Annotated in this window: 21 protein-coding genes; 13 read left to right on the top strand and 8 right to left on the bottom strand. The window is 54.0% G+C overall.

Going from position 1 to position 26,396, the window contains the following annotated elements; translation table 11 throughout:
* Positions 1-47: 47 nt before the first annotated feature.
* The 3 genes from argH to argC all read right to left on the bottom strand — a co-directional run bounded on the left by argH (position 48) and on the right by argC (position 3,435).
* Positions 48-1,424 (bottom strand): argininosuccinate lyase, encoded by a 1,377-nt coding sequence (argH, locus tag BV494_RS17545; RefSeq protein WP_104924006.1) that lies wholly within the window; start codon positions 1,422-1,424, stop codon positions 48-50.
* Positions 1,425-1,526: 102 nt separating this feature from the next.
* Positions 1,527-2,300 carry an acetylglutamate kinase gene (gene argB, locus BV494_RS17540; RefSeq protein ID WP_104924005.1) on the bottom strand — a complete coding sequence of 258 codons (774 nt, stop codon included), beginning with the start codon at positions 2,298-2,300 and terminating at the stop codon, positions 1,527-1,529.
* Positions 2,301-2,430: 130 nt separating this feature from the next.
* Positions 2,431-3,435 carry an N-acetyl-gamma-glutamyl-phosphate reductase gene (argC, locus tag BV494_RS17535; protein WP_104924004.1) on the bottom strand — a complete coding sequence of 335 codons (1,005 nt, stop codon included), beginning with the start codon at positions 3,433-3,435 and terminating at the stop codon, positions 2,431-2,433.
* Positions 3,436-3,570: 135 nt separating this feature from the next.
* On the opposite strand from argC, the gene argE reads away from it, so the two are divergent.
* Complete coding sequence (gene argE / locus BV494_RS17530) at positions 3,571-4,722, top strand: acetylornithine deacetylase (RefSeq protein ID WP_192938024.1); 1,152 nt, start codon at positions 3,571-3,573, stop codon at positions 4,720-4,722.
* A gap of 287 nt (positions 4,723-5,009) precedes the next feature.
* Positions 5,010-7,655 (top strand): phosphoenolpyruvate carboxylase, encoded by a 2,646-nt coding sequence (gene ppc / locus BV494_RS17525; protein ID WP_104924002.1) that lies wholly within the window; start codon positions 5,010-5,012, stop codon positions 7,653-7,655.
* Between the two features lie 80 nt (positions 7,656-7,735).
* Here the strand turns inward: ppc and metF are convergent, their stop codons facing one another.
* From metF to metB, 3 genes are all read right to left on the bottom strand, one after another.
* A complete protein-coding gene (metF, locus tag BV494_RS17520; RefSeq protein ID WP_104924001.1) occupies positions 7,736-8,644 on the bottom strand; it encodes a methylenetetrahydrofolate reductase in 909 nt (302 codons plus the stop codon).
* 308 nt (positions 8,645-8,952) lie between these two features.
* The gene (locus BV494_RS17515) at positions 8,953-11,388 is read right to left on the bottom strand and encodes a bifunctional aspartate kinase/homoserine dehydrogenase II (protein WP_104924000.1); all 2,436 of its coding nucleotides are present in this window, start codon (positions 11,386-11,388) and stop codon (positions 8,953-8,955) included.
* A 2-nt stretch (positions 11,389-11,390) separates the two neighbouring features.
* Positions 11,391-12,551, bottom strand: coding sequence for a cystathionine gamma-synthase (gene metB / locus BV494_RS17510; protein WP_104923999.1), 1,161 nt, complete (start codon positions 12,549-12,551; stop codon positions 11,391-11,393).
* A 329-nt stretch (positions 12,552-12,880) separates the two neighbouring features.
* Between metB and metJ the strand changes: the two genes are divergently transcribed.
* Positions 12,881-13,198, top strand: a complete 318-nt coding sequence (metJ, locus tag BV494_RS17505) for a met regulon transcriptional regulator MetJ (protein WP_004392248.1) — start codon at positions 12,881-12,883, stop codon at positions 13,196-13,198.
* Positions 13,199-13,369: 171 nt separating this feature from the next.
* Here the strand turns inward: metJ and rpmE are convergent, their stop codons facing one another.
* A complete protein-coding gene (rpmE, locus tag BV494_RS17500; protein WP_104923998.1) occupies positions 13,370-13,582 on the bottom strand; it encodes a 50S ribosomal protein L31 in 213 nt (70 codons plus the stop codon).
* Positions 13,583-13,783: 201 nt separating this feature from the next.
* On the opposite strand from rpmE, the gene priA reads away from it, so the two are divergent.
* The 7 genes from priA (at position 13,784) to rraA (ending at position 21,885) form a co-directional block, all read left to right on the top strand.
* On the top strand, positions 13,784-15,979 hold the full coding sequence (priA, locus tag BV494_RS17495) for a primosomal protein N' (RefSeq protein ID WP_104923997.1): 2,196 nt from the start codon (positions 13,784-13,786) through the stop codon (positions 15,977-15,979).
* Between the two features lie 190 nt (positions 15,980-16,169).
* Complete coding sequence (gene cytR / locus BV494_RS17490) at positions 16,170-17,198, top strand: DNA-binding transcriptional regulator CytR (RefSeq protein ID WP_104923996.1); 1,029 nt, start codon at positions 16,170-16,172, stop codon at positions 17,196-17,198.
* Positions 17,199-17,278: 80 nt separating this feature from the next.
* On the top strand, positions 17,279-18,262 hold the full coding sequence (ftsN, locus tag BV494_RS17485) for a cell division protein FtsN (RefSeq protein ID WP_104923995.1): 984 nt from the start codon (positions 17,279-17,281) through the stop codon (positions 18,260-18,262).
* A 115-nt stretch (positions 18,263-18,377) separates the two neighbouring features.
* On the top strand, positions 18,378-18,908 hold the full coding sequence (gene hslV, locus BV494_RS17480; protein ID WP_056774599.1) for an ATP-dependent protease subunit HslV: 531 nt from the start codon (positions 18,378-18,380) through the stop codon (positions 18,906-18,908).
* A gap of 12 nt (positions 18,909-18,920) precedes the next feature.
* Entirely contained in the window at positions 18,921-20,255 is a 1,335-nt protein-coding gene (gene hslU / locus BV494_RS17475; RefSeq protein WP_104923994.1) for an ATP-dependent protease ATPase subunit HslU, read from the top strand.
* Positions 20,256-20,352: 97 nt separating this feature from the next.
* Positions 20,353-21,279, top strand: a complete 927-nt coding sequence (locus BV494_RS17470; RefSeq protein ID WP_104923993.1) for a 1,4-dihydroxy-2-naphthoate polyprenyltransferase — start codon at positions 20,353-20,355, stop codon at positions 21,277-21,279.
* A gap of 120 nt (positions 21,280-21,399) precedes the next feature.
* Entirely contained in the window at positions 21,400-21,885 is a 486-nt protein-coding gene (gene rraA / locus BV494_RS17465; protein ID WP_104923992.1) for a ribonuclease E activity regulator RraA, read from the top strand.
* Between the two features lie 64 nt (positions 21,886-21,949).
* On the opposite strand, the gene zapB is transcribed toward rraA, so the two are convergent.
* The gene (gene zapB, locus BV494_RS17460; protein ID WP_013577585.1) at positions 21,950-22,189 is read right to left on the bottom strand and encodes a septal ring assembly protein ZapB; all 240 of its coding nucleotides are present in this window, start codon (positions 22,187-22,189) and stop codon (positions 21,950-21,952) included.
* A 588-nt stretch (positions 22,190-22,777) separates the two neighbouring features.
* Here zapB and BV494_RS17455 point away from each other — a divergent pair.
* The 3 genes from BV494_RS17455 to glpX all read left to right on the top strand — a co-directional run bounded on the left by BV494_RS17455 (position 22,778) and on the right by glpX (position 26,349).
* Positions 22,778-23,626 carry an MIP/aquaporin family protein gene (locus BV494_RS17455; RefSeq protein ID WP_104923991.1) on the top strand — a complete coding sequence of 283 codons (849 nt, stop codon included), beginning with the start codon at positions 22,778-22,780 and terminating at the stop codon, positions 23,624-23,626.
* A gap of 45 nt (positions 23,627-23,671) precedes the next feature.
* Positions 23,672-25,195: a glycerol kinase GlpK gene (gene glpK, locus BV494_RS17450; RefSeq protein WP_104923990.1), complete on the top strand. Its 1,524-nt coding sequence runs from the start codon at positions 23,672-23,674 to the stop codon at positions 25,193-25,195.
* Between the two features lie 143 nt (positions 25,196-25,338).
* Positions 25,339-26,349 (top strand): class II fructose-bisphosphatase, encoded by a 1,011-nt coding sequence (glpX, locus tag BV494_RS17445; RefSeq protein ID WP_104923989.1) that lies wholly within the window; start codon positions 25,339-25,341, stop codon positions 26,347-26,349.
* Positions 26,350-26,396 lie beyond the last annotated feature (47 nt).

The raw sequence follows: 26,396 nt of genomic DNA, 5'->3' as shown, positions 1-26,396 counted from the left end.
CTGGTTTATTAATATAGCAATCAAACTAGAAAGCGAAAACTGAAAACTTACAGCCCTAAACGCGCTTTCGCGTCGGCAATGGCCTGTGCGACTTGTTGCGGAGAAACACCGCCTTTGGCTGCACGTTTATCGAGGCAGGATTGCAGTTCAAGGATCGGATAAACGTCGTCACCGATCACGCTGCTGAATTTCTGCAAGTCAGCCAGCGTTAAGGCTTCCAGCGCTTTACCTTGTTTAATGGCTTCAACCACGGCTTCACCGACAATATGGTGTGCTTCGCGGAACGGTACACCTTTGGCGACCAGATAATCCGCCAGTTCGGTGGAGTTCGCGTAACCCTGCTGCGCGGCTTCTTTCGCACGCGGGCGTTTCACCTGAATGCCCTCCAGCACCAGCGACGCCATGTTCAGACAATCCATCCAGGTGTCGAGCGCGTCGAACAACCCTTCTTTGTCTTCCTGCATGTCTTTATTGTATGCCAGCGGCAGGCCTTTCATGGTCATCATCATGCCGGTCAGCGCGCCCTGAACACGGCCACATTTACCGCGGATCAGTTCCAGTGCGTCCGGGTTTTTCTTTTGTGGCATCAGGGAAGAACCGGACGTCACGCGGTCGGACAAATCAATAAATGCCGCTTCACCGGTGTTGAAGAAAATCAGATCTTCGGCGAAACGGGAAAGGTGAACCATGCTGATGGCGGCGTTGGACAGCAGCTCCAGCACGTGGTCGCGGTCGGAAACGCTGTCGAGGCTGTTGCGGGTCGCAGAAGCAAAACCTAACCAGCCCGCCAGTTGCTCGCGATCCATCGGATACGCGGTACCGGCCAGTGCGCCACAACCCAGCGGGCTGACGTCCAGACGGGTAAGGGTATCTTTCAGACGGCTTTCATCGCGCGCCAGCATTTCCACATACGCCATACACCAGTGCGCAAACGTCACCGGCTGCGCGCGTTGCAGGTGCGTATAGCCCGGCATCACGGCATCCTGATTGGCTTCGGCCGTGGCGACCAGCGCCTGTTGCAGATGATGCAGCGCGTCGCCCAGTTCAACCACCTGCGCTTTACACCACAGTTTGATGTCGGTTGCGACCTGATCGTTACGGCTGCGGCCGGTGTGCAGTTTCTTGCCGAGATTGCCGACTTTGTCGATCAGTTTGCCTTCGACCCAGCTGTGAATATCTTCAGCATCGCTGGCTAAAATAGCGCGCGGGTTAGCACGGACTTCTTCCAGCAGAATGTTCAGCGCGTCTTCCAGCTGAATTTGTTCGTCAGCCGTTAACACATTCACGGTCACCAGCGCTTTGGACCAGGCAACGGAGCCCACAATATCTTGCTCTGCCAGCCGGTAGTCGAAACGCAGTGAGTCATTAAGTTCTTTAAACCGCTGATCCGCTGCCTGAGTAAAACGTCCGCCCCAAAGTGCCATTTTCCTGCTCCTGAATTTTTTTATGCAAAAGGGCGCAAAACGCTGCGCCCTGACAAAAGTGTGTACCAAATACGCCAGATCGTAAACCTGCCGAAGGGCAAACTACGCCAGAATACGTGTGCCGATCGCGACGCCGTTAAAGAGTGCTGGTAATTGCTCGGCGTGACGCCAGCTTGCGATATCGACCGGACGCCCGAGAGAACGTGCGGCGTCCAGCGCAGCATGAACTTTGACGATCATACCGTCAGTAATAATGCCCTGCTCAATCAGATGTTCGGCTTTCTCCGCACTCATTTCCGGAATGCGCTGGCCTTTGCCATCGAGAATGCCGCTGACGTCTGACAGCAGAATCAAATCCGCGCCCAGCGTCGCTGCCAGAGCCGTCGCTGCCTGATCGGCGTTGACGTTCATCAGCTCACCGGCTGCGGTGATACCGATAGAGCTGACAATCGGCAGATAGCCCGCAGCGGTCAGGGTATTGATCAGCGCAGGATTGCCCGCTTCGGCTTTACCGACGAAGCCCAGCGATTCATCCAGCTGGGTCACGCTGACCGTGCCGCCATCCGCCAGAGACAGGCCGACGGCGTTAATGTGGTTTTTCACCGCCCACGCCAGCAGGGTTTTGTTCGCGCTGCCCGCCAGTGCACCAGTAATAATGTCAATCTGATCGGCCGGTGTGACACGCAGACCGGCTTTCTTCACCACAGGAAGATTAAGCTTTTTCATCAGCTCATCAACCAGGCAGCCGCCACCGTGAACGATCACCAGCGGGCGATGATATTCCTGACGATAAGCCACAACCGCCATGAACAGGCGTTCAAGTGCTTCTTCATTATCCAGCAACACACCACCTAACTTGATGACTAACGGATTCATAGCTGTTTACGCCTCGATCGGTTGATTATGTTAATTAATAACAATGCGTTTAATTTAATTTAGCATCCCCGAACGTCTGAATAAACGCTCAGGGACGCGTGTTTTCTGTTTGCTGACAATCTGAGGATTGTTAAAGCAGGGATTGTGTTTCCGGGAAGCCAAAGCGGATATTCATGCACTGCACTGCCTGCGCGGACGCTCCTTTCAGAACGTTATCTTCCGTCGCCACCACAATCAGATGTTCGCCTTTCACCGCAAAACCGATATCACAGAACGGCAGACCGACCACGTCTTTCAGCGCCGGAACGCCTTTGGTGTAAAGACGCACCAGCGGTTTGTCGTGATACGCATTGTGGAAAGCTTCCGCCACATCCTGCTCCGTCACACCTGCGTTAAGACGGCAGGTAATGGTCGCCAGAATACCACGCGGGAAGTTACCCAGATGCGGCGTGAAAATCACCGGCACGCCAAGATGCTCGGCGATTTCAGGTTCATGACGATGGCTGAAGAGTTTGTACGGCTGAAGGCTGACTTCACAGAAGCTGTTGCCCAGCGTGGCTTTACGGCCTGCACCGCTGACGCCGCTGGTGGCGTTGATCACCGGCCACTGACTGTCATTAAGCAGACCGTTTTCGATAAGCGGTTTCAGCGCCAGCTGGGAAGCGGTCGGGTAACACCCCGGCACGGCAATCAGCTGCGCGTCTTTTAATTTGTCAGCCTGCCATTCGGCCAGGCCGTACACGGCTTTGTCGAGCAAATCGAGATGCTGATGCTCGAAGCCGTAGAATTCGGTATAGAACTCCGGTTTGCTGACGCGGAAAGCCCCGGACAGGTCGAACACCACACAACCGGCCGCCAGAAACTGCGGGGCTAAATCGTGGCTGACTTCATGCGCGGTCGCCAGAAACACCACATCGACGCCTTTCGCGGCTTCCGCCACGTCTTTGAGCGGCAAAACAGGCAGATCGACGATGCCTTTCAATTGAGGGTGCAAATCAGAAAGCAATTTTCCTGCATCTGCACTTTGCGCTGAAACCGTTAAACCGGTTATGTTCATATGTGGGTGGCGGTTCAGATAGGCCGCGAGTTCAGCTCCGGCATAACCTGTGGCACCAACAATCAGCGTATTCAACATAGGGTCTGTTCACCTTCTCAATTTTGGGTAAGGAGCCGGATAATTATTCTGGTTTCCTTACGCACTGGCTTATTGTATTTTTATTCACAATTATTGCATGAATATGAATACTACCCTAACTAAAGGCTGTCAACAGTGAAGATGAAATTACCTCCTTTTATTGAGCTCTATCGGGCGTTAATCGCAACCCCTTCCATCAGCGCAACGGACGCTGCTCTGGACCAGAGCAATGAGACGCTAATCCATTTACTGGCAGGCTGGTTCGGTGATTTAGGCTTCAACGTTGAAGTGCAGCCCGTTCCAGGTACGCGCAATAAATTCAATATGTTAGCCAGCACCGGTCACGGCGCAGGCGGCTTACTGCTGGCCGGTCACACCGACACCGTTCCGTTCGATGACGGACGCTGGACGCGCGATCCTTTCACCCTCACCGAGCATGAAAATAAGCTCTATGGTTTGGGGACTGCCGACATGAAAGGTTTCTTCGCGTTTATCCTCGATTCACTGCGCGATGTCGATCTGACCAAACTGACTAAACCGCTGTATATTTTAGCGACGGCGGATGAAGAAACGACGATGGCCGGTGCCAGTTACTTCTCCAAAAACGCGAAAATTCGTCCGGACTGCGCAATCATCGGCGAACCGACCTCACTGAAACCGGTTCGTGCCCACAAAGGCCATATGTCGAATGCCATCCGCATCACCGGTCAGTCCGGCCATTCCAGTGATCCGTCGCGTGGCGTGAACGCCATCGAACTGATGCACGAGTCGATTACCCATCTGATGACGCTGCGCAATACGCTGAAAACCCGTTACAACCACAGTGGTTTCGTGATCCCGTATCCGACCATGAACTTTGGTTATATCAACGGCGGCGACGCGCCAAACCGCATTTGCGCCTGCTGTGAAATGCACATGGATATCCGTCCGTTGCCGGGCCTGACGCTGGCCGATATCAACGGCCTGCTCAACGAAGCGCTGGAGCCTGTCAGCCAGCGCTGGCCGGGCCGTCTTGCTATCGAAGAACTGCATCCGCCAATCCCGGGTTATGAATGCCCGCCGGATCACCCGCTGGTTCAGGTCGTGGAAAAGCTGCTGGGCGTCGAAACCGAAATCGTGAACTACTGCACCGAAGCGCCGTTCATTCAGGAACTGTGCCCGACGCTGGTACTGGGGCCGGGTTCTATCGATCAGGCGCATCAGCCAGATGAATATATTGATACCGCGTTCATAAAACCGACACGCGAGCTGATTTCTCAGGTCGTTCATCACTTCTGCTATCACTGATCCTGAATCAGGGTTGATGAAGAAACAATCAGGGCGCTTCCGGGCGCCCTTTGATACTGTACGAATGATGGATTAGCCAAACTGATATCGTCGCTGTTGTAATTAAATTTCAGCGACATTGCCAAAAAGACCATTTTTAACGTGAGTGATCGGGTGTTTTTGGGTTAAAACAGGTGCGGCATTTAAAAGTATGGCCAGGTTGGCGGGTGAACGGGGCATGAATGCCTGACGGGTGAAAGTTATTTACAGAATATAAAAATCAAACGAGAGAACGGGTCTGAGGTGATATGAACGAACAATATTCCGCAATGCGAAGTAATGTCAGTATGTTAGGTAAATTGCTGGGCGACACGATCAAAGATACGTTGGGAGAACATATCCTGGATCGTGTTGAGAAAATCCGTAAGTTGTCCAAATCCTCACGTGCAGGAAATGATGCTGATCGTCAGGAATTGCTGTCAACGCTGCAAAATCTCTCGAATGATGAGTTGTTGCCTGTTGCCCGTGCTTTTAGCCAGTTCCTGAATTTAGCCAACGTAGCCGAACAATATCACAGCATTTCGCCACACGGCGAAGCGGCCAGCAATCCTGAAGCTCTGGCACAATTGTTCGATCGTCTGAAATCCAAAAACCTCTCTGAACAACAATTACGTGACGCCGTTGACCAGCTTTCTATCGAACTGGTGCTGACCGCGCACCCGACGGAAATTGCCCGTCGCACGCTGATCCACAAACTGGTGGAAGTGAATAACTGCCTCAAACAGCTCGACCATAACGATCTGGCCGACTACGAGCGCAAACAAATTATGCGCCGCCTGCGTCAGCTGATTGCGCAGTCATGGCACACCGATGAAATCCGTAAGAACCGCCCTTCTCCGGTTGATGAAGCCAAATGGGGTTTTGCGGTCGTCGAAAACAGCCTGTGGGAAGGCGTTCCTGCTTTCCTGCGTGAACTGAACGAGCAGCTTGAGACGTCACTGAATTACAAAATGCCGGTGGAAGCCGTGCCGGTGCGTTTCACTTCCTGGATGGGCGGCGACCGCGACGGTAACCCGAACGTGACTGCTGATATTACCCGCCACGTTCTGTTGCTGAGCCGCTGGAAAGCCACCGATCTGTTCCTGCGCGATATCGCTGTACTGGTTTCAGAACTCTCGATGACCGAATGTACGCCGGAACTGCGCGAGCGGGCCGGCGGTGCCGATATTCTCGAGCCTTACCGCGAAATCATGAAACACCTGCGTACCCAGCTGACGAGCACGCAGGTGTATCTCGAAGCCCGTCTGAAAGGCGAACGCGTTGCGCGCCCTCACGATTTACTGGTGAAAAACGAACAACTCTGGGCACCGCTTTATGCCTGTTACCAGTCGCTGCTGGCCTGCAACATGGGCATCATCGCGAACGGTCAGTTGCTCGACACCCTGCGCCGCGTACGCTGTTTCGGCGTGCCGCTGGTGCGTATCGATGTGCGTCAGGAAAGTACCCGCCATACCGACGCGATCGCTGAAATCACCCGTTATCTGGGGCTGGGCGATTACGAAAGTTGGTCAGAATCCGACAAACAGGCGTTCCTGATCCGCGAACTGAATTCACAACGTCCGCTGGTGCCACGCCACTGGGAACCGAGCGCCGATACCAAAGAAGTGCTCGATACCTGTCAGGTGATTGCGGAAGCGCCGGAAGGTTCTATTGCCGCTTACGTCATTTCCATGGCGCGTACACCGTCTGACGTGCTGGCCGTGCATCTGCTGCTTAAAGAAGCCGGTTGTCCGTTCCCGATGCCGGTTGCGCCGCTGTTCGAAACGCTGGATGACCTGAATAACGCCGACGACGTGATGAAGCAATTACTGAGCATCGACTGGTATCGCGGCTTCATTCAGGGCAAGCAAATGGTGATGATTGGCTATTCCGACTCCGCGAAAGACGCGGGCGTGATGGCGGCTTCCTGGGCGCAGTACCGCGCACAAGACGCATTGATCAAAACCTGTGAGAAAGCCGGTGTCGCGCTGACGCTGTTCCACGGACGCGGCGGTTCTATCGGCCGTGGCGGTGCGCCAGCGCAAGCTGCGCTGCTCTCTCAGCCTCCGGGCAGCCTGAAAGGTGGCCTGCGCGTGACTGAGCAGGGCGAAATGATCCGCTTCAAATTTGGTCTGCCGGAAGTCACCATCAGCAGTCTGGCGCTGTACACCTCCGCCATTCTGGAAGCCAACCTGTTGCCACCGCCAGAGCCGAAAAAAGCCTGGGTGGACATCATGGAACAGCTGTCTGACGTTTCCTGCAAAATGTACCGCGGCTATATCCGCGAGAATAAAGACTTCGTGCCTTACTTCCGTGCAGCGACGCCAGAGCAGGAACTGGCGAAACTGCCGCTGGGTTCACGCCCGGCAAAACGTAAAGCCAACGGCGGCGTGGAAAGTCTGCGTGCGATTCCGTGGATCTTCGCCTGGACGCAAAACCGACTGATGCTGCCAGCCTGGCTGGGCGCAGGTGCCGGTTTGCAGGCCGTCGTCGATGACGGGAAACGCGATGAGCTGGAAGCGATGTGCCACGACTGGCCATTCTTCTCCACGCGTATCGGTATGCTGGAAATGGTGTTCGCCAAGGCCGACCTGTGGCTGGCGGAATACTACGATCAGCGTCTGGTCGAAAAAGAACTGTGGCCGCTGGGACAGAAACTGCGCGAACAGCTGGCGGGCGATATCAAAGTGGTGCTGGCGATTTCCAACGACGATCATCTGATGGAAGATTTGCCGTGGATTGCTGAGTCCATTGCGCTGCGCAACGTCTACACCGATCCGCTGAACGTGCTGCAGGCTGAGTTGCTGCACCGTTCACGCGAGCTGGAAAAAGACGGTAAACAGGACGCAAATGTCGAACAGGCCCTGATGGTAACCATCGCAGGCGTTGCGGCCGGTATGCGTAACACCGGCTAGTTCAGCCCGGAAGCTCTAAATGAAAAACCCGCGAATTCGCGGGTTTTTTGCTTTCTGCATTCGGAACATTATTTACTTACTTACGCACGAACCGGCACCGCGATGTCTGGGCGAACACCCAGCGTATGGCAAATCGCATAGCTCATTTCCGCACGATTCAGGGTGTAGAAATGGAAGTCCTTCACGCCTTCGCGGCTGAGGATTTTCACCATGTCCATCGCGATATTTGCGCCGACCATTTTGCGGGTTTCCGCATCATCGTCCAGCCCTTCAAACTGACTGTTCATCCAGTTCGGGACGCGCACATTGGTCATGGTGGCAAAACGCGTCAGCTGTTTGAAGTTGGAAACCGGCAGAATGCCCGGCACGATTTCAACATCAATGCCCTGACCCGCACAGCGGTCACGGAAACGCAGATAACTTTCTACGTCGAAGAAAAATTGCGTGATGGCACGGTTAGCACCGGCGTCAATTTTACGCTTCAGGTTGATCAAATCTGCCTGCGCGCTTTTGGCTTCCGGATGAACTTCCGGGTAAGCCGCCACGGAGATATCGAAATCGCCCACTTCTTTCAGCAGATGCACCAGATCGGTCGCGTACATCTCTGGTTTGCCGCCGCCCGGCGGTAAATCCCCGCGCAGCGCTACGATATGACGAATACCACTTTCCCAGTAATCCTGCGCAATCTGACGCAGTTCGTCACGGCTGGCATCGATACAGGTCAGGTGCGGAGCCGCTTCCAGACCGGTGCGTTCTTTAATGCCTTTGATGATGCTGTGCGTGCGGTCGCGCTCGCCGGAGTTTGCACCGTAAGTTACCGACAAAAACTTAGGCTTGAGGCTGCTGAGGCGGTCGATGGAGCTCCACAACGTATCTTCCATCTCGCTGGTGCGCGGCGGGAAAAACTCGAAAGAAACGTTAATCTGACCCTGCAACTCTGCCAGATTCTGATTCAGCGCCTCGCGCTGGTTAGCGTGGAAAAAGCTCATAAACACTACCTCATGCATCACTGCGTTTTAATTATCGGCTTAGCTGGTAAGCGTCTAGACGTCTAAACGTATGGATAGACAATGGAGGAAGTGAGCAAAACTGTCAACTGCAAAAATGCATGTGAGTGTGATTAATCTTCACTCAAATTGAAGAAATTTCATGTTGGGGGAAATGTACGACGGGAAAGATAAGTGTTTTGCTCCTCCCCCTGCGAAGGGGGAGGTCGGGAGGGGGTTTAGCTGGCAACTCAGCGTCGTTTGCCATACCCCACCCCAACCCTCCCCTTCGCAGGGGAGGGAGCAAAGAATTAAAGCAGCTGAGTCAACCTGTTAAGGTCGGATTGCAGTGCGCCGGCGGTAACATCACGGCCAGCGCCCGGCCCGCGGATAACCAGCGGGTTGTCACGATACCAGCGGCTTTCGATGGCAAAAACGTTGTCACACGGCAGCAACGCGGCCAGAGGATGATCCTCACGAACCGCTTCGACGCCAACACGCGCTTTACCGTTGGCATCGAAACGCGCCACATAACGCAGCACCAGCCCCATTTCGCGCGCGGCTTCCAGACGCTGAACCATTTGCTGGTTCAGCGCTTCACCGTCCTCGAAAAACTGATCAACGGAACCCGTTTCACAACCGGCCGGTACCAGAGATTCCACACGAACCTGCGTCGGTTCGATGTCATAACCCGCTTCACGCGCCAGGATCACCAGCTTACGCATCACGTCCTGGCCGGATAAATCATCGCGCGGATCAGGCTCTGTCAGCCCCTGCTGCCACGCTAAATCCACCAGTTCAGTGAACGGCAGCGTGCCGTCAAATTGCAGGAACAGCCAGGATAACGTGCCGGAGAAAATTCCGCTGATGGCCAAAATGCTGTCGCCGCTGTCACGTAAATCGCGCACGGTGTGGTTCACCGGCAGCCCGGCACCCACAGTTGCGTTATACAACCAGTGGCTGTCCGTTTTGGAAAAGGCATCGCGGATCTGGCGATATTTATTAGTGTCTGAAGCACCCGCCAGTTTATTCGCGCTGATCACATGGAAACCGTAGCTGGCGAAATCCAGATACTGATCGGCCAGTTCTGCGCTCGCCGTAACATCCAGCACCACCAGATCATCGTAAGGGTGTGCGCGCATCCACAGGAACAGCGATTCTTCATCGTGCGCCTGAGATTCGTCGTCAAAGAATGCCAGCGCACGGCTGGCGTCCAGACCTTCGTAATTGAGCAGACTGCGTTTGCTGTCGACCACGCCAGCCAGCACAAATTCGAAACCGCTGCGGGCCGAAATATTCTTTTGTTCACGGGCAAACAGTTCCAGCCAGCGTGAACCGATATTGCCTTTACCAAACAGCATCAGGCCAATTTGTTTCTCAGCGCGGAACAGGGTTTTGTGCAGCCCCTGAATCAGATGAGCGGTCGGGCCGACGCGCAGAACAGCCACCAGGCTGATGCCGTCTTCCGACTGCCAGATGAATTCGATCGGCTGATCTTTCATTTCCTGATAGAAACGGTGGCTGTGGAGCGGGTTTTTACACACGCCCGCACCGACCAGCGCGACCATTGCCAGCCCTTCACGTAGCGTCAGACGCCCCGGTAATGCGGCATCTTCCAGCACCTGCAAGGCGCTGCCTGCGACTTCAGAGGTATAGCAAAACTGCAGCAGATTGCGGTCAGGATGCACACCGGTACAAAGCGGTTTGATCTGCGCACGCTTGAGCAGCAACTCCACATCTTTTTGCGCCAGCGCAAAATCATGCGCGGACGGGATCGCCATTTCGATCAGGCAAATATCATCGTGGCTGGTGACAATTTTCGCGCCCGTACCGGACGCCAGCACGCGTTCGATACGCGTCGAGCCCTGCTCCGGTTTGTAGCTACAGCGCAGTTGTAAATCGATGTCGCTGCCGGAAACCGGCTGCAAAGTACGGGTGTGCAATACCGGTGCGGCCAGACGCGCCAGTTCACTGGCTTCATCCAGACGCAGCAGCGGCAACAGGCAGGCATCTTTCACTTTACGCGGATCGGCGCTGTAAACCCCGGCGACATCACTCCAGATGGTGACGCGGCTGGCGTTCGCCAGTGCGCCAATCTGGGTGGCGGAATAGTCGCTGCCGTTACGGCCAAGCAAAACAGTTTCACCGGCGTCACTGCGGGCGATAAACCCGGTCACCACCAGATATTGCTGAGGATGCTGTGCGATAAGCTGTTGCAAAAGCGGATAAGAACGGCCTTCATCCACCTGAGGCTGAGCCGCGCGTTCAGCACGCAGGAATTCGCGCGCATCCAGCCAGGCAGCGGGCAGTTCCATTTTGCACAGTACGGCAGACATCAGTCGTGCAGACCATATTTCGCCATGACCGACGACTTCTGCGTAAACCGCATCGGTCATCTTGTCATCAAGCAAAACAGCCAGACGTTCGAGGTCATGAATAAAAGAAGCAATAAGCGGTTCTGCCATTTCTGGCGGAAGCAGGCCGGAAATCAAATCACTCTGATACCGGCGCAAGGCCTGCTGAACCTGATGCGCGGAAAGCCGGTCGGTCTGGCTCAGTTTCAGCCAGCTGATCAGCTGGTTGGTTGTGCTGCCCGCCGCCGACACGACCATCAAATCGCCCGGCTTTGCGTATTCCGCCATAATACCTGCGACGCGCAGATAACATTTCACGTCAGCCAGGCTGCTGCCACCAAATTTGTGCAACTGCCGGCTTCCCGCCGGCGCTGCAACCGCTATTGCATTCATACTTACCTCGTTGCCACTGACTGGAATGCGTGTTCCAGATCAGCAATCAAATCTTCGCTGTCTTCAAGACCTACAGAAATACGGAGCAAGCTGTCAGAAATCCCGGCGGCTTTACGCGCTTCCGGCGCCATGCCAGCGTGTGTCATGGTTGCCGTATGAGAAATCAGGCTTTCGACGCCTCCCAGTGATTCTGCGAGGGTAAATAACTTCAATTCTTTCAGGAAATGACGCAACTGCGCTTCATCTCCGTTAAATTCAAAACTGATCATGGCTCCGAAACCACGTTGCTGACGGCGGGCAATTTCATGCCCCTGGTTTTCCGGCAGCGACGGATGATACAGCTTTTTGACCTGCGATTGTTTCTGCAAATACGCCACAATCGCCAGTGCATTTTCCTGCTGTTGTTTTACGCGAACCGTTAAAGTGCGCAGGCCGCGTAAAAGCAGATAGCTGTCAAATGCCGCGGCGGTCACACCAATGTTGTTCGCCCACCACGCCAGTTCAGTTGCATGCTCTGCGGTCTTAGATATTACCGTACCGGCGACCACATCAGAATGCCCATTCAGATATTTCGTACAGGAATGTACAACTAAATCCGCCCCCAGCTTCAGCGGGTTTTGCAACGCCGGGCTCAGGAACGTGTTATCCACCACGGTCAGCGCGCCAGCCGCCTGCGACGCCGCACAAATCGCTTCGATATCGACCACGCGCAGCAACGGGTTACTTGGGGATTCTATCAGCACCAGTTTTGGTTTTTCCTTCAGCGCTTCGGCCAGCGCCTGCGGGTCATCCTGATCGACAAACAGCACGCGGTACGCGCCACGTTTGCTCAGGCTGTCGAACAGACGATAGCTGCCGCCGTAGCAATCGTGCGGCGCAACCAGCAAATCGCCCGGCTTGAGAAACACCGTACACACCAGATGGATCGCGGACATCCCGCTGCTGGTGAGAACCGCGCCCGCACCGCCTTCCAGATCCGCCAGCGCACGCTGAGCGATATCACGCGTCGGGTTTCCGCGACGTGAATAGTCATGGGCTCTCGGCTGATTGAAATCTTCGAAGTTGTAAGTGCTGGAAAGGGCGATTGGCGGAACTACACAACCATATTGCTGATCATTGTTCAGGCCACTGCCCACGGCAATGGTGGCTTGCTTGTGCGTCATAGTCGTTTCTTCCTGACGAAATGCGGAGGATGAGGGGGTAAAGAGTAACGCCCGGATTTATAGACGTCAATACATCTGGACATCTAAACTTCTTTGCGTATAGATTGAGCAACAGAGCAATACCCGCTAAAATTATGGCGTTAATGAAGATGTCCGGCAGATCCGTCGCGTGAAGCAGTTAAGCGCAAGACGACAAAATGAACAATGCCGCAGGGCAAATCGTGAGATATCCCTGTAAAATGACGACATTTATTTAGTGAGAACAGTGAAAATCGGGCATAATCACGCGGTTTTCAGTATTTTATTTTTTGATAAATTTAAGGTGTCCCATGGCTGAGTGGAACGGCGAATATGTCAGCCCTTACGCTGAACACGGTAAGAAAAGCGAACAAGTTAAGAAAATCACGGTATCCATTCCGCTGAAAGTCCTGAAAATTCTCACCGATGAACGCACCCGTCGTCAGGTGAATAACCTGCGTCATGCGACTAACAGTGAATTATTATGTGAAGCTTTCCTGCATGCGTTCACCGGTCAGCCTTTGCCGAATGACGAAGACTTGCGTAAAGAACGCAGTGACGAAATCCCGGAAGCGGCGAAGATCCTGATGCGTGAACTGGGTGTTGATCCTGATACCTGGGAATACTGATCGCGGTTCCGCGATCATGCTCTGAAAAACCGTGCGCACCCGTCGCGCGTTTTTTCAGTGTATTTGCAGGTAGTGAAAGTTTGTGAGAAAGGAGTTTTGTCTGGCGGGAAGTTGAAACGGCAGGCAACAAAAAAGGCGCCAAAGGCGCCTTTTTTTGCTCTCAAGCGTAGCTTATTTGCTGCTTGGAACGCTGAAACGCTTGTTGAAGCGGTCAACGCGGCCACCGGTAGCCACTTCACGTTGCTTACCAGTGTAGAACGGGTGACATTCGCCACAGACGTCCAGGTTCAGATCATGACCCACTGTTGAGTGAGTTTTGATAACGTTACCGCATGAGCAAGTTGCAGTAACTTCTGTATATTTAGGGTGAATACCTTGTTTCATGGAAAACCTCTTCTTAAGGCCGCGTCGCTATCCAACCCTGTTCTGTCAGACACCACGCGTAGTGGATGATAGGCTTTGAATGCGAAATGCACCAAAGGCGGCGAATCATACAGAATCTCTGAGAACCGCGCAATGATGTTCATGCATTTCGAAGGACACAGTGTACACTATCTCGTCATTTTTTTATAGTCTGGACCCACAATGCCTGTTGCCCACGTCGCGTTACCTGTTCCACTCGCCCGTACTTTCGATTACCTCCTGCCGCCTGGATTACAGGTTTCTCAGGGGTGTCGGGTCAGTGTGCCTTTCGGTAAACGCGACGCGATTGGCATCGTTACACGCGTCAGTGATTCCAGCGAATTTGGCCTGGAAAAGCTGAAACCCGTGCGTGAAGTCCTCGACGCTTCGAGCCTGTTCACACCCGATCTTTGGCGCATCCTGCTCTGGGCTGCCGACTATTATCATTTTCCCATCGGCGAAGTGTTGTTTCACGCGCTGCCGGTGCTGTTACGTCAGGGGAAACCCGCTGAACTGACGCCGCTGTGGCAATGGTTTGCCACCGAACAGGGGCGCGCCACGCCGCTCGAGAGCCTCAAACGTGCGCCGAAACAGCAACAGGCGATGGCGGCGTTGATTCAAAAACCGCTGTACCGCCATCAGGTTGCTGACCTCGAACTGACCGATACCGCCTTGCAGGCGCTGCGGGTAAAAGGGCTGACCGATTTACGCAGCATCGCGCCTGCCACACAAGACTGGCGCAAAGACTTCTCCGTCGTCGGCGAACGCCTGCGTCTTAACACCGAACAGGCCACCGCCGTCGGTGCCATCCGCAGTGAAGATCAGCAGTTTTCCGCCTGGCTGCTGGCCGGTGTCACCGGCTCGGGTAAAACCGAAGTGTATCTGAGTGTGCTGGAAAACATTCTCGCACAGGGTCGCCAGGCGCTGGTGATGGTGCCGGAAATCGGCCTGACGCCGCAGACCATCGCGCGTTTTCGCGAACGTTTCAGCGCACCGGTGGATGTTTTGCATTCCGGGCTTAATGACAGCGAGCGCCTTTCCGTCTGGCTTCGTGCGCGCAATGGTGAAGCCGGAATTGTGATCGGCACGCGCTCGTCGCTGTTCACACCGTTTGCCCGGCTGGGCGTTATCATTATCGATGAAGAACACGACAGCTCTTATAAGCAGCAGGAAGGCTGGCGGTATCACGCGCGGGATCTCGCGGTATATCGCGCCCACGCGGAAAACATCCCCATTATTATGGGCTCGGCAACGCCTGCGCTGGAAACGCTGCACAACGTGGAACTGGGCAAATATCGTCAGCTGAAACTGACCAAACGCGCCGGTAACGCCAAACTCGCGCGGCAGAATTTGCTGGATTTAAAAGGGTTGCAGCTGAAAGTCGGGCTTTCTCAGCCGCTGATCCAGCGCATGCAGGAACATCTCAAAGCCGACAATCAGGTCATGCTGTTCCTCAACCGCCGCGGCTATGCGCCTGCCCTGCTCTGCCACGAATGCGGATGGATTGCTGAATGCCAGCGCTGCGATCACTATTACACGCTGCATCAGAATCAGCGCCAGTTACGCTGCCACCATTGCGACAGCCAGCGTGCCGTGCCGAATCAGTGTCCGCAGTGCGGATCGACGCAGCTGGTGTCCGTCGGCGTTGGCACCGAGCAGTTGGAAAACGAACTGGCGCCGCTGTTCCCGAACACGCCCATCACCCGCATTGACCGCGACACCACCAGCCGCAAAGGCTCTCTGGAACAGCATCTGAATGAAGTGCATCGCGGCGGCGCACGTATTCTAATCGGCACGCAAATGCTGGCCAAAGGCCACCATTTCCCGGATGTCACGCTGGTCTCGCTGCTGGATGTCGACGGCGCGTTGTTCTCGGCAGATTTCCGTTCAGCAGAACGTTTTGCCCAGCTCTATACCCAGGTTTCAGGCCGTGCCGGTCGTGCCGGGAAACAGGGGGAAGTGGTTTTACAAACACATCACCCTGAACATCCGCTGTTGCAGGTTCTGTTGCATAAAGGCTACGACGAATTTGCGAAACAGACGCTTGCCGAGCGCAAGAGCGTCTTTCTGCCGCCTTACACCAGCCACATTATGATCCGCTCTGAAGACCATGATAATCAGCAGTCGGCGCTGTTCCTGCAACAACTGCGAAATCTGCTGGAATCCAGCCCGCTGAAAGATGATTCATTGTGGATTTTAGGGCCGGTGCCTGCTCTGGCGGCCAAGCGTAACGGGCGTTTCCGCTGGCAGCTGTTATTGCAGCATCCTTCACGCCGCGTTTTGCAGCATCTGATCAAGAGTTCTCAGCCGCTGATTGCCAGCCTGCCGCAGGCTAAAAAGGTGAAATGGACGCTGGATGTGGATCCGATCGATAGCTAATCCGCATAAATAGTCGGGATTTCTGTGTGATGGATCGAAAAAAGCATCTGCGTCACACTTTTAATGCAAATTAGGTAACAAATCCTACTCACATTCTGTTTAGAATGTGATGAGCTACACATCACGGGTAGCCAGGTGAGGAATGTTGATGTTGTTGTGTCAGTTTGATGCTGTTGCAAGGAGAGATGCGTTGGAGCACAAGAAAGAATTACCCGCCGCAACAATGAAAGATGTGGCAGAACAGGCAGGCGTTTCAACAGCAACGGTATCCCGCGCGTTAATGAATCCGGAAAAAGTCTCCGCCTCTACCCGTCAGAAGGTCGACCAGGCAGTGATGGCCGTAGGGTATTCTCCTCATGCTCTGTCCCGAAACCTGAAACGTAACGAATCGCGAACCATTCTGGTGATCGTCCCGGACATCTGCGATCCGTTTTTCGCCGATCTGATCAAAGGGATCGAACGCACCGCTGCCGAAAATGGTTATCTGGTGCTGATTGGCGACTGCGCTCAGCAAAACCAGCAGGAAAAAACCTTCATCAATCTGATCATCACCAAACAGATTGATGGCATGTTGCTGCTCGGTTCCGATTTACCTTTCGACGCCAGCAAAGAAGAACAACGGAATCTGCCGCCGATGGTGATGGCCAATGAATTTGCGCCAGAACTGGAACTGCCGACCGTTCATATTGATAACCTGACTGCTGCGTTTGAAGCGGTACATTATCTGCTGAATCTGGGCCATCAGCGTATTGCCTGTATCGAAGGGCCGAAACATATGCCGCTGTGCCAGTACCGCTCACAAGGTTATATTCAGGCGCTGCGCCGCAACGGGATCAGCGTTGAAAACGCCCTGACCGCTCAGGGCGATTTTAGCTACGAATCTGGCGCGCAGGCGGTGACAGAACTGATGGCGCTGCCTTCTCCGCCAACAGCCATTTTCTGTCATAACGATATTATGGCGATCGGCGCGATGTTCCAGGCGAAGAAAATGGGTCTGCGCATTCCGCAGGACTTGTCGGTGGTCGGCTTCGATGACATCAAAGCCAGCCAGTTTACCGATCCTCCGCTGACCACCGTGGCCCAGCCAAGATTCCAGCTGGGCCGTCAGGCTATGTTATTATTACTTGAGCAGTTACAGGGAAATCCGGGACAAAGCGGTTCGCTTCTGCTTGATAGTGAGCTGGTGGTGCGCGAAAGCACGGCCGCCCCGAAAGCGTGAGTCAGTTTTTGTTTTGTTATATATGCAGGGTTAAGTAACATGACGCACTTCTTCATTCATCACGACACAGCGAAACGATAGTGGCACAAAGAGACTATGTAAGCCGTGGGCGCTCAGGAGCGCGGCGGAAAAGTACCAGCCGGAGTAAAAAAAGCAGTTCCACAACGATCTCCAAAACCATGGTGGTGTTAGCCGTTGCGGTACTGGTGGTGTTTGTCGGTGGCCTCTATTTTATTGCGCACAATAAACATGAAGAAGCGGCGGTACTGCCGACGCATGCTGTTCGTCCGGGTAACGGATTACCGCCTAAGCCTGAAGAGCGCTGGCGCTACATCAAGGAGCTGGAAAACCGTCAGATGGGCGTCACCACGCCGACTGAACCGACGGCAGGTGGTCAGGTTGAATCGAAAACGCAGCTGACGCCGGAACAGCGACAACTTCTCGAACAGATGCAGGCCGATATGCGCCAGACGCCAACACAGCTGTCTGAAGTGCCGTATAACGACCCGAGTCAGGTCGCAACGCGTCCGGCTCAGACGCAGCGTCAGCTACAGCAACAGCAACAGCAACAGCAGCCGACTTATGCTCAGCAACAGCAGGTGCAGACGCAACCGCGCCAAGTTCAGCAGCCTGCGTATACGCCGCAAACGCAACCCGTTCGTGCTCCGCAGGCACAGGTCCAAACGCAACCTGTTCAGCCAAAACCTAAGCCACAGGTTAAAGAGCCGGAAGCGGTAAAAGAACCGGTCAGAGAAGCGCCGAAAGAACAACCGAAAGCACAGCAACCGGCCGCCATTACACAGGCAGCGCCAGAGAAACCGAAAGAGCAGGAAAAAACCCAGCGATTTATGGTGCAGTGCGGTTCATTCAAAGGCTCCGAGCAGGCGGAATCCCAGCGCGCCAAGCTGGCATTCGAAGGGTTTGAAGGCCGGATCACCACGGGCGGCGGCTGGAATCGCGTCGTGATTGGCCCTTATAACAATCGCTCCGGTGCAGACAGCACCTTATCCCGCCTGAACAGCGCAGGCATCTCCGGTTGCATTCCCCTTGCAATCGGGGGTTGAAAACCCGTAATCCTTCCCCAATCTATACTTCCAATATGCCTCGTAAGTTTGTGAGACACGCAAAGTGTCCCACAAGCCTGCGGGGATCTTTTCCGTCTGCAACGAGGAACCGCTCGTGACAACAATTGTAAGTGTACGCCGCAACGGCAAGGTCGTTATCGGTGGTGATGGCCAGGCCACATTGGGAAATACCGTCATGAAGGGCAACGTCAAAAAAGTACGTCGCCTTTACAACGATAAAGTGATTGCTGGTTTTGCTGGTGGTACCGCTGACGCCTTCACGCTGTTTGAGCTGTTCGAACGCAAACTGGAAATGCACCAGGGTCATCTTGTGAAAGCCGCCGTTGAGCTGGCAAAAGACTGGCGTACCGACCGTATGCTGCGCCGTCTCGAAGCGCTGCTGGCCGTTGCGGATGAAAATGCCTCGCTGATTATCAGTGGTAACGGCGACGTCATCCAGCCAGAAAACGACCTGATCGCGATTGGTTCCGGTGGTCCGTATGCACAAGCTGCTGCCCGTGCTTTGCTGGAAAACTCAGAGCTTGGCGCACGCGATATCGTAGAAAAATCGCTGAGTATCGCGGGTGATATCTGCATCTACACCAACCAATTCCACACCATCGAAGAATTGTCTTCTAAAGCGTAAGGATCGAAAATTATGTCTGAGATGACCCCGCGCGAGATTGTCAGCGAGTTAGACAGCTACATCATTGGCCAGGATAAAGCGAAACGCGCTGTGGCGATCGCCCTGCGTAACCGCTGGCGCCGTATGCAGCTTGATGAAGCGCTGCGCCACGAAGTCACCCCAAAAAATATTCTGATGATCGGCCCGACCGGTGTCGGTAAAACCGAAATCGCCCGTCGTCTGGCCAAACTGGCTAACGCGCCGTTCATCAAAGTCGAAGCCACCAAGTTCACCGAAGTGGGCTATGTCGGGAAAGAAGTGGATTCTATTATCCGTGATCTGACCGATTCCGCGGTGAAAATGGTGCGTATGCAGTCCATCGATAAAAACCGATTCCGCGCCGAAGAAATGGCCGAAGAACGGATTCTCGATGTGCTGATCCCGCCGGCGAAAAACAACTGGGGGCAGGCTGACGAAGCACATGAGCCTTCTGCCGCGCGCCAGAACTTCCGCAAGAAATTACGTGAAGGCCAGCTCGACGACAAAGAAATTGAAATCAATCTGGCGGCTGGGCCAGTCGGCGTTGAAATCATGTCCCCGCCGGGTATGGAAGAAATGACTAACCAGCTGCAATCCATGTTCCAGAACATGGCCGGTCAGAAACAGAAACCGCGCAAACTGAAAATCAAAGAAGCTTACAAGCTGCTGGTTGAAGAAGAAGCGGCGAAACTGGTGAACCCGGAAGAGCTGAAAGAACAGGCGATTGAAGCCGTTGAACAGCACGGTATCGTGTTCATCGATGAGATCGACAAAATCTGTAAACGCGGCGGTCAAAGTTCCGGCCCGGACGTTTCCCGTGAAGGCGTTCAGCGCGACCTGCTGCCGCTGGTGGAAGGCTGTACCGTTTCCACTAAACACGGCATGGTGAAAACTGACCACATTCTGTTTATCGCCTCCGGTGCGTTCCAGACGTCCAGCCCGTCAGATCTGATCCCGGAATTGCAGGGTCGTCTGCCAATCCGCGTTGAGCTGCAGGCGCTGTCGACAGAAGACTTCGAACGTATTCTGACTGAGCCAAGTGCGTCCCTGACACATCAGTACAAAGCATTGATGGCGACTGAAGGTGTGACCATTGATTTCACGGCTGACGGCATCCGTCGTATCGCGGAAGCGGCATGGCAGGTGAACGAAACCACCGAGAACATTGGCGCACGTCGTCTGCACACGGTTCTGGAGCGCCTGATGGAAGATATCTCCTATGACGCCAGCGAAAGCAACGGTATCTCCATAAACATTGATGCAGATTATGTTAGAAGCCACCTTGATCAGCTGGTAGCTGATGAAGATCTGAGCCGTTTTATCTTATAATTTGCTCATACGTTCCGAAAGTGATCTTCAGGGAGGCGTTTGCCTCCCTGATTTTTTTTAGATTTCGGACTGACTGTTCACCTGAGCGAAATCACCTATGAGCACAATGACTCCCTGCACCCCGACCACGCCTGCCCGCGCATGGCTTGAAAGCCTGCGTCCTAAAACGCTGCCTCTGGCTTTTGCCTCCATCGTCATGGGTTCGGCGATTGCCAGCCTGCAAGGCGTTTTCCACCCGCTCATCGCGCTGCTGGCGTTACTGACGGCGGGTTGTCTGCAAATCCTGTCTAACCTTGCCAACGATTATGGCGATGCCGAAAAAGGCAGTGATACGCCCGATCGTGTCGGGCCGTTGCGCGGGATGCAAAAAGGGATGATTACCGCCGCCCAGATGAAGCGCGCGATTATCCTGACCATTGTGCTGACGCTCGTGTGCGGTATCGCGCTTATCGCCGTCGCCTGCCACAAACCAAGTGACGTCGTGGGCTTTATCATCCTCGGCCTGCTTTCGATTGGCGCGGCTATCACGTACACCGTCGGCACGCGCCCTTACGGTTATATGGGGCTGGGTGATATTTCCGTTTTGATCTTCTTTGGCTGGATCAGCGTCGCCGGGACGTTCTATTTGCAGGCGGGATACTTCGACTGGATTGTGATGCTACCCGCGACCGCAACGGGATTACTCTCGACGGCGGTGCTGAATATCAACAATTTGCGCGATATCGAATCCGATCGCACCAACGGCAAAAACACGCTGGCGGTTCGTCTCGGACCGGTGAATGCGCGTCGCTATCACACGTTTATTCTGACCGCCGCCACGCTGTGTCTGGCAATATTCTCGGCAGCCTATTTGCGTCACTGGACGGGCTGGTTGTTCCTTTTGGCAGTACCGATGCTGACCACGCACATTATCCGCGTGAGAAAGTCCAAAACGTCTTTGGAAGTGCGTCCGCTGCTCGAACACATGGTGAAAGCAGCGTTACTGACTAACGTGTTGTTTGCGGTGGGTCTGTTGCTCAATTGAGTAAAAGTGGCCTGATGTGCGTTTATCCGGCCGCTTTTCGCATTTAACAATTGATGATTTTGCCAACATCCGCCCGAAAGGGATATACTGAACACTCATGCAGCAACCAGATGAAATCCTATGAAATACGATACTTCCGAACTTTGCGACATCTACCATGAAGAAGTGAATGTCGTCGAACCCCTGTTCTCCAACTTTGGTGGCCGTACTTCATTTGGCGGGCAAATCACGACAGTGAAGTGTTTCGAAGACAATGGCTTGCTTTATGACTTGCTGGAAGAAAATGGCCGTGGTCGCGTACTCGTGGTCGATGGCGGCGGTTCCGTTCGGCGCGCATTGCTGGATGCCGGTCTGGCACGCCAGGCGTTGCAAAACGAATGGGAAGGCATTGTGATTTACGGAGCGGTTCGTCAGGTAGACGATCTGGAAGAACTGGATATCGGCATTCAGGCGATGGCAGCGATTCCGGCGGGCGCAGGCAGCGAAGGGATTGGCGAAAGCGACATTCGTGTCAATTTCGGCGGTGTGACCTTCTTCTCCGGTGACCATCTGTATGCCGACAATACCGGTATTGTGTTGTCCGAAGACCCGCTCGACATCGAATAACCTTGCGCTTTCAGCAACAAAAAAGGACGCCGTGGCGTCCTTTTTTATTTTCAGGCCGAAGTCATCAGACTTCTTCCATTTTTCCCAGCAGTGCACGCAGACGATCCTGCCACACGTGCTGTTCTTCTTTCAGCTGTGCATTTTCACGCACCAGCGATTCGTGGTTACCACTTGCCTGCTGAACTTCCTGAGACAGGGTATTGTTTTGTTCTTTCAGTTCTTCGATTTCCATCTGCAAAAGAGTAATGGTATCGATCGCTTGCTGAACTTTAGCTTCTAATTTCTCAAATACTTCAAATGACATTTTTCGGTCCCCTTATGTTCGCAAGGCGCACATCTTATGTTCTGCCGCATCATCCGGACACGGCTCATGAATTCCTGCACTCCGTCGATTTTGATAACGAATTCAAACCAAATTCAGGTCTGATTTGCGCCAAAGTCTTGTAAAACCAGCGGGTGTCTTACCGGGTGATTGTATGTAGCCAGCTTTGCCCTGTCTAGCAAGAACCCCTTCCTGCACGCAGTCTGTTGCAATTTTACAGCGCCCGGTATCAGGAAATGCTTAAAAAGCAGCGTCACTCACCAGAAATCCCCGTTAATACCGCATATCCTTATCCGGCCTGTTGCTATGTTCGTTTCACCTACCCGTGCCCGGCAAATGTTAAATCGTGGCCTTTTTGCCGTTCGCGATGGTCCGGTAATACGCGAAATCGCTCATTTTTATGACATGACACGCAAATTTTGATTTCGCTATTTCTCGTTTATGCTCGTTAACGATAAATTCACATTACGTTCTCATTTAATGATGAACGTCAAAATCCGATTACGTTCGCGTACGACATAACAAAAAACTATAACCAATCATTAACATCATCCTTAGCAGGATCAAACTATGAGCCAAACCATGAGTTCCACATTAAAAGGTCAGTGCATCGCTGAGTTTCTGGGTACCGGGCTTATCATTTTCTTCGGTGCAGGCTGTGTTGCTGCATTGAAACTTGCCGGAGCATCCTTTGGCCAGTGGGAAATCAGTATCGTCTGGGGTTTCGGTGTGGCCATGGCCATTTACCTGACTGCGGCGATCTCAGGCGCACACCTGAACCCGGCTGTTACCGTCGCGTTATGTTTGTTTGCAAACTTTGAAGGACGCAAAGTTCTGCCTTACATTATCGCGCAGGTCGCAGGCGCCTTCTGTGCCGCCGCGCTGGTCTACGGCCTCTACTACAATCTGTTCATTGATTTCGAGCAAAGTCACAATATGGTACGCGGCAGCGTAGACAGTCTGAGCCTTGCCGGTATCTTCTCCACGTATCCAAACCCGCACATCAGCGTATTGCAGGCGTTCCTGGTTGAAACCGTGATCACTGCTGTTCTGATGTCCCTGATCCTCGGCCTGACTGACGACGGCAACGGCTTGCCACGTGGCCCGCTGGCACCGCTGCTGATTGGTATTCTGATTGCGGTTATCGGTGCATCAATGGGGCCACTGACCGGATTCGCCCTGAACCCGGCGCGTGATTTCGGACCGAAACTGTTCGCTTACTTCGCAGGCTGGGGCAAAGTGGCATTTACCGGTGCCCGTGATATCCCTTATTTCCTGGTACCGATTTTTGGTCCACTGCTTGGCGCTTGTCTGGGTGCGGTCGGCTATAAAGCATTGATTAGCCGTCATCTGCCACACCAGATTAACGAACCGGCAGCTGACAAAGCGTCGCAGCCAACCAAACAGCGCAAGGCCTGATCGGCTAAACTGTTCCACAGCTTACTCATTTGCAGGATGAATATTATGTCAGCAGATACGACTCACGAAAAAAAATACATTGTCGCACTCGATCAGGGTACGACCAGCTCACGCGCAGTAGTGCTGGATCACGATGCCAACATCATCAGCGTTTCTCAGCGTGAATTTACCCAGATCTACCCTAAATCTGGCTGGGTTGAGCATGACCCGATGGAAATCTGGTCATCGCAAAGCTCGGTACTGGTTGAAGTGCTGGCCAAAGCCGACATCAATTCTGATCAAATCGCCGGTATCGGTATCACCAACCAGCGTGAAACCACCATTGTGTGGGAAAAAGAAACCGGCAAGCCAATTTATAACGCGATTGTGTGGCAATGCCGTCGTACTGCTGATATCTGCGAAAAGCTGAAAAAAGACGGAATGGAAGAGTACATCCGTCACAACACCGGCCTGGTGGTTGACCCGTACTTCTCCGGCACCAAACTGAAATGGATCCTCGACCACGTTGAGGGCTCCCGTGAACGCGCTAAACGCGGCGAGCTGCTGTTCGGGACTGTCGATACCTGGCTGGTCTGGAAAATGACTCAGGGACGCGTTCACGTCACGGATTACACCAACGCATCACGTACCATGCTGTTCAACATCCGTGATTTGAAGTGGGATGAACGCATGCTCGAAGCGCTGGATATTCCGCGTGAAATGCTGCCGGAAGTCCGTCCTTCCTCAGAAATTTACGGTCAGACCAACATCGGGGGTAAAGGCGGTACGCGTATTCCGATCGCTGGTATCGCCGGTGACCAGCAGGCGGCGCTGTACGGCCAACTGTGCGTACAACCGGGTATGGCGAAAAACACCTACGGCACGGGCTGCTTCTTGCTGATGAACACCGGCACCGAAGTTGTGGAATCGAAAAATGGTCTGCTGACTACTATCGCCTGCGGCCCGCGTGGTGAAGTGAACTATGCGCTGGAAGGTGCGGTGTTTGTCGGTGGTGCATCGATCCAATGGCTGCGTGATGAACTGAAACTGATCAGTGACGCGACCGATTCAGAATACTTTGCCGGTAAAGTGAAAGACACCAACGGCGTTTATGTGGTGCCCGCCTTCACCGGCCTCGGCGCGCCTTACTGGGACCCGTATGCCCGTGGCGCAATCTTCGGTCTGAGCCGTGGTGCAAACAGCAACCACATCATCCGTGCAACGCTGGAGTCTATTGCTTATCAGACCCGTGACGTACTGGATGCCATGCAGGCCGATTCCGGTGCCCGTCTGCAATCCTTGCGCGTGGACGGCGGCGCAGTTGCCAACAACTTCCTGATGCAATTCCAGTCAGATATCCTCGGCACTCGCGTTGAACGTCCGGCTGTGCTGGAAGTCACCGCGCTGGGTTCTGCTTTCCTCGCAGGTCTGGCCGTCGGTTTCTGGAACGATCTGGAAGAAGTGCGCAGCAAAGCCACTATCGAACGTGAATTCCGCCCTAGCATCGAAACAACGGAACGTAATGTCCGCTATAAAGGCTGGCAGAAAGCGGTGGCACGCGTTCGTTCGTGGGAAGATCACGACGAATAATCCCGTCAGTTTTACGCCAACACCTTTAACGAAACTCCCCATCCGGGGAGTTTTTTTATACGCCCTTCCCGCTGTGCTAAAATCTGCGGCACAGATGAGCCTTGCCTCACCGAACTCCTTCTTTTCTTCCAACAGGTTTTCCAATGAAACGTGAATTAGCAATCGAGTTCTCCCGCGTGACCGAAGCTGCCGCGCTCGCCGGTTACAAATGGCTGGGACGTGGTGATAAAAACCTCGCCGATAACGCCGCCGTACAGTCCATGCGCATCATGCTCAATAAAGTCGATATCGACGGCACGATTGTCATTGGTGAAGGTGAAATCGATGAAGCACCGATGCTGTATATCGGTGAAAAGGTCGGTACCGGCAATGGCGACGCGGTCGATATCGCGGTGGACCCGATTGAAGGCACGCGCATGACCGCAATGGGTCAGTCCAACGCGCTGGCCGTGCTGGCCGTGGGCGATCAGGGCTCTTTCCTCAATGCACCTGACATGTACATGGAAAAAATCGCCGTCGGTCCTGGCGCAAAAGGCGCAATCAATCTGAACTTGACGCTGGCCGAAAATCTGGCGAATATCGCCAAAGCGCTGAACAAACCGCTGACCGAACTGACCGTCGCCGTACTGGCGAAACCGCGTCATGACGATGCAATCCGCGAAATGCTGACCGCCGGTGTCCGCGTCTTTGCATTTCCGGACGGTGACGTGGCGGCGACTATTCTGACCTGCATGCCGGAGAGTGAAGTGGACGTGCTTTACGGCATAGGCGGCGCGCCTGAAGGCGTGATTTCCGCCGCCGTTATCCGCGCGCTGGATGGCGATATGCAGGGACGTTTACTTGCGCGTCATGACGTCAAAGGGGATACACCGGAAAACCGCCGGATTGGCGAAGAGGAACTGGCGCGCTGTAAAGCGATGGGTATCGAAGCCGGGAAAGTGTTGTTGCTCGATGATATGGCGCGTAACGATAACGTGATTTTCTCAGCGACCGGAATTACCAAAGGCGATCTGCTGGAAGGTATAAGCCGTCAGGGAAATATGGCGACCACCGAAACGCTGCTGATCCGGGGCAAATCCCGCACCATCCGTCGCATCCGTTCGACGCATTATCTCGACCGCAAAGACGCTGCGCTGCACGAATTCATCATCTGATCGACGGCCTTCCGGTCATCAAAAAGCAGGGCTTTTGCGCCCTGCTT

Origin of the sequence: Rahnella sikkimica (assembly GCF_002951615.1) — a bacterium.
In the GTDB taxonomy this organism is placed as follows: domain Bacteria; phylum Pseudomonadota; class Gammaproteobacteria; order Enterobacterales; family Enterobacteriaceae; genus Rahnella; species Rahnella sikkimica.
The sequence above is the reverse complement of the archived record's forward strand: the minus strand, read 5'-3'. Positions and strand labels throughout refer to the sequence as shown.

Bases quoted from the DNA above. Each gene is read 5' to 3' on its own strand.
- rpmE (WP_104923998.1), bottom strand. From the start codon at position 13,582: ATGAAACAAGGTATTCACCCTAAATATACAGAAGTTACTGCAACTTGC.
- hslU (WP_104923994.1), top strand. From the start codon at position 18,921: ATGTCTGAGATGACCCCGCGCGAGATTGTCAGCGAGTTAGACAGCTAC.
- argB (WP_104924005.1), bottom strand. From the start codon at position 2,300: ATGAATCCGTTAGTCATCAAGTTAGGTGGTGTGTTGCTGGATAATGAA.
- zapB (WP_013577585.1), bottom strand. From the start codon at position 22,189: ATGTCATTTGAAGTATTTGAGAAATTAGAAGCTAAAGTTCAGCAAGCG.
- BV494_RS17470 (WP_104923993.1), top strand. From the start codon at position 20,353: ATGAGCACAATGACTCCCTGCACCCCGACCACGCCTGCCCGCGCATGG.
- priA (WP_104923997.1), top strand. From the start codon at position 13,784: ATGCCTGTTGCCCACGTCGCGTTACCTGTTCCACTCGCCCGTACTTTC.
- glpK (WP_104923990.1), top strand. From the start codon at position 23,672: ATGTCAGCAGATACGACTCACGAAAAAAAATACATTGTCGCACTCGAT.
- metF (WP_104924001.1), bottom strand. From the start codon at position 8,644: ATGAGCTTTTTCCACGCTAACCAGCGCGAGGCGCTGAATCAGAATCTG.
- metJ (WP_004392248.1), top strand. From the start codon at position 12,881: ATGGCTGAGTGGAACGGCGAATATGTCAGCCCTTACGCTGAACACGGT.
- ppc (WP_104924002.1), top strand. From the start codon at position 5,010: ATGAACGAACAATATTCCGCAATGCGAAGTAATGTCAGTATGTTAGGT.
- BV494_RS17455 (WP_104923991.1), top strand. From the start codon at position 22,778: ATGAGCCAAACCATGAGTTCCACATTAAAAGGTCAGTGCATCGCTGAG.
- BV494_RS17515 (WP_104924000.1), bottom strand. From the start codon at position 11,388: ATGAATGCAATAGCGGTTGCAGCGCCGGCGGGAAGCCGGCAGTTGCAC.
- metB (WP_104923999.1), bottom strand. From the start codon at position 12,551: ATGACGCACAAGCAAGCCACCATTGCCGTGGGCAGTGGCCTGAACAAT.
- argH (WP_104924006.1), bottom strand. From the start codon at position 1,424: ATGGCACTTTGGGGCGGACGTTTTACTCAGGCAGCGGATCAGCGGTTT.
- glpX (WP_104923989.1), top strand. From the start codon at position 25,339: ATGAAACGTGAATTAGCAATCGAGTTCTCCCGCGTGACCGAAGCTGCC.
- rraA (WP_104923992.1), top strand. From the start codon at position 21,400: ATGAAATACGATACTTCCGAACTTTGCGACATCTACCATGAAGAAGTG.
- argC (WP_104924004.1), bottom strand. From the start codon at position 3,435: ATGTTGAATACGCTGATTGTTGGTGCCACAGGTTATGCCGGAGCTGAA.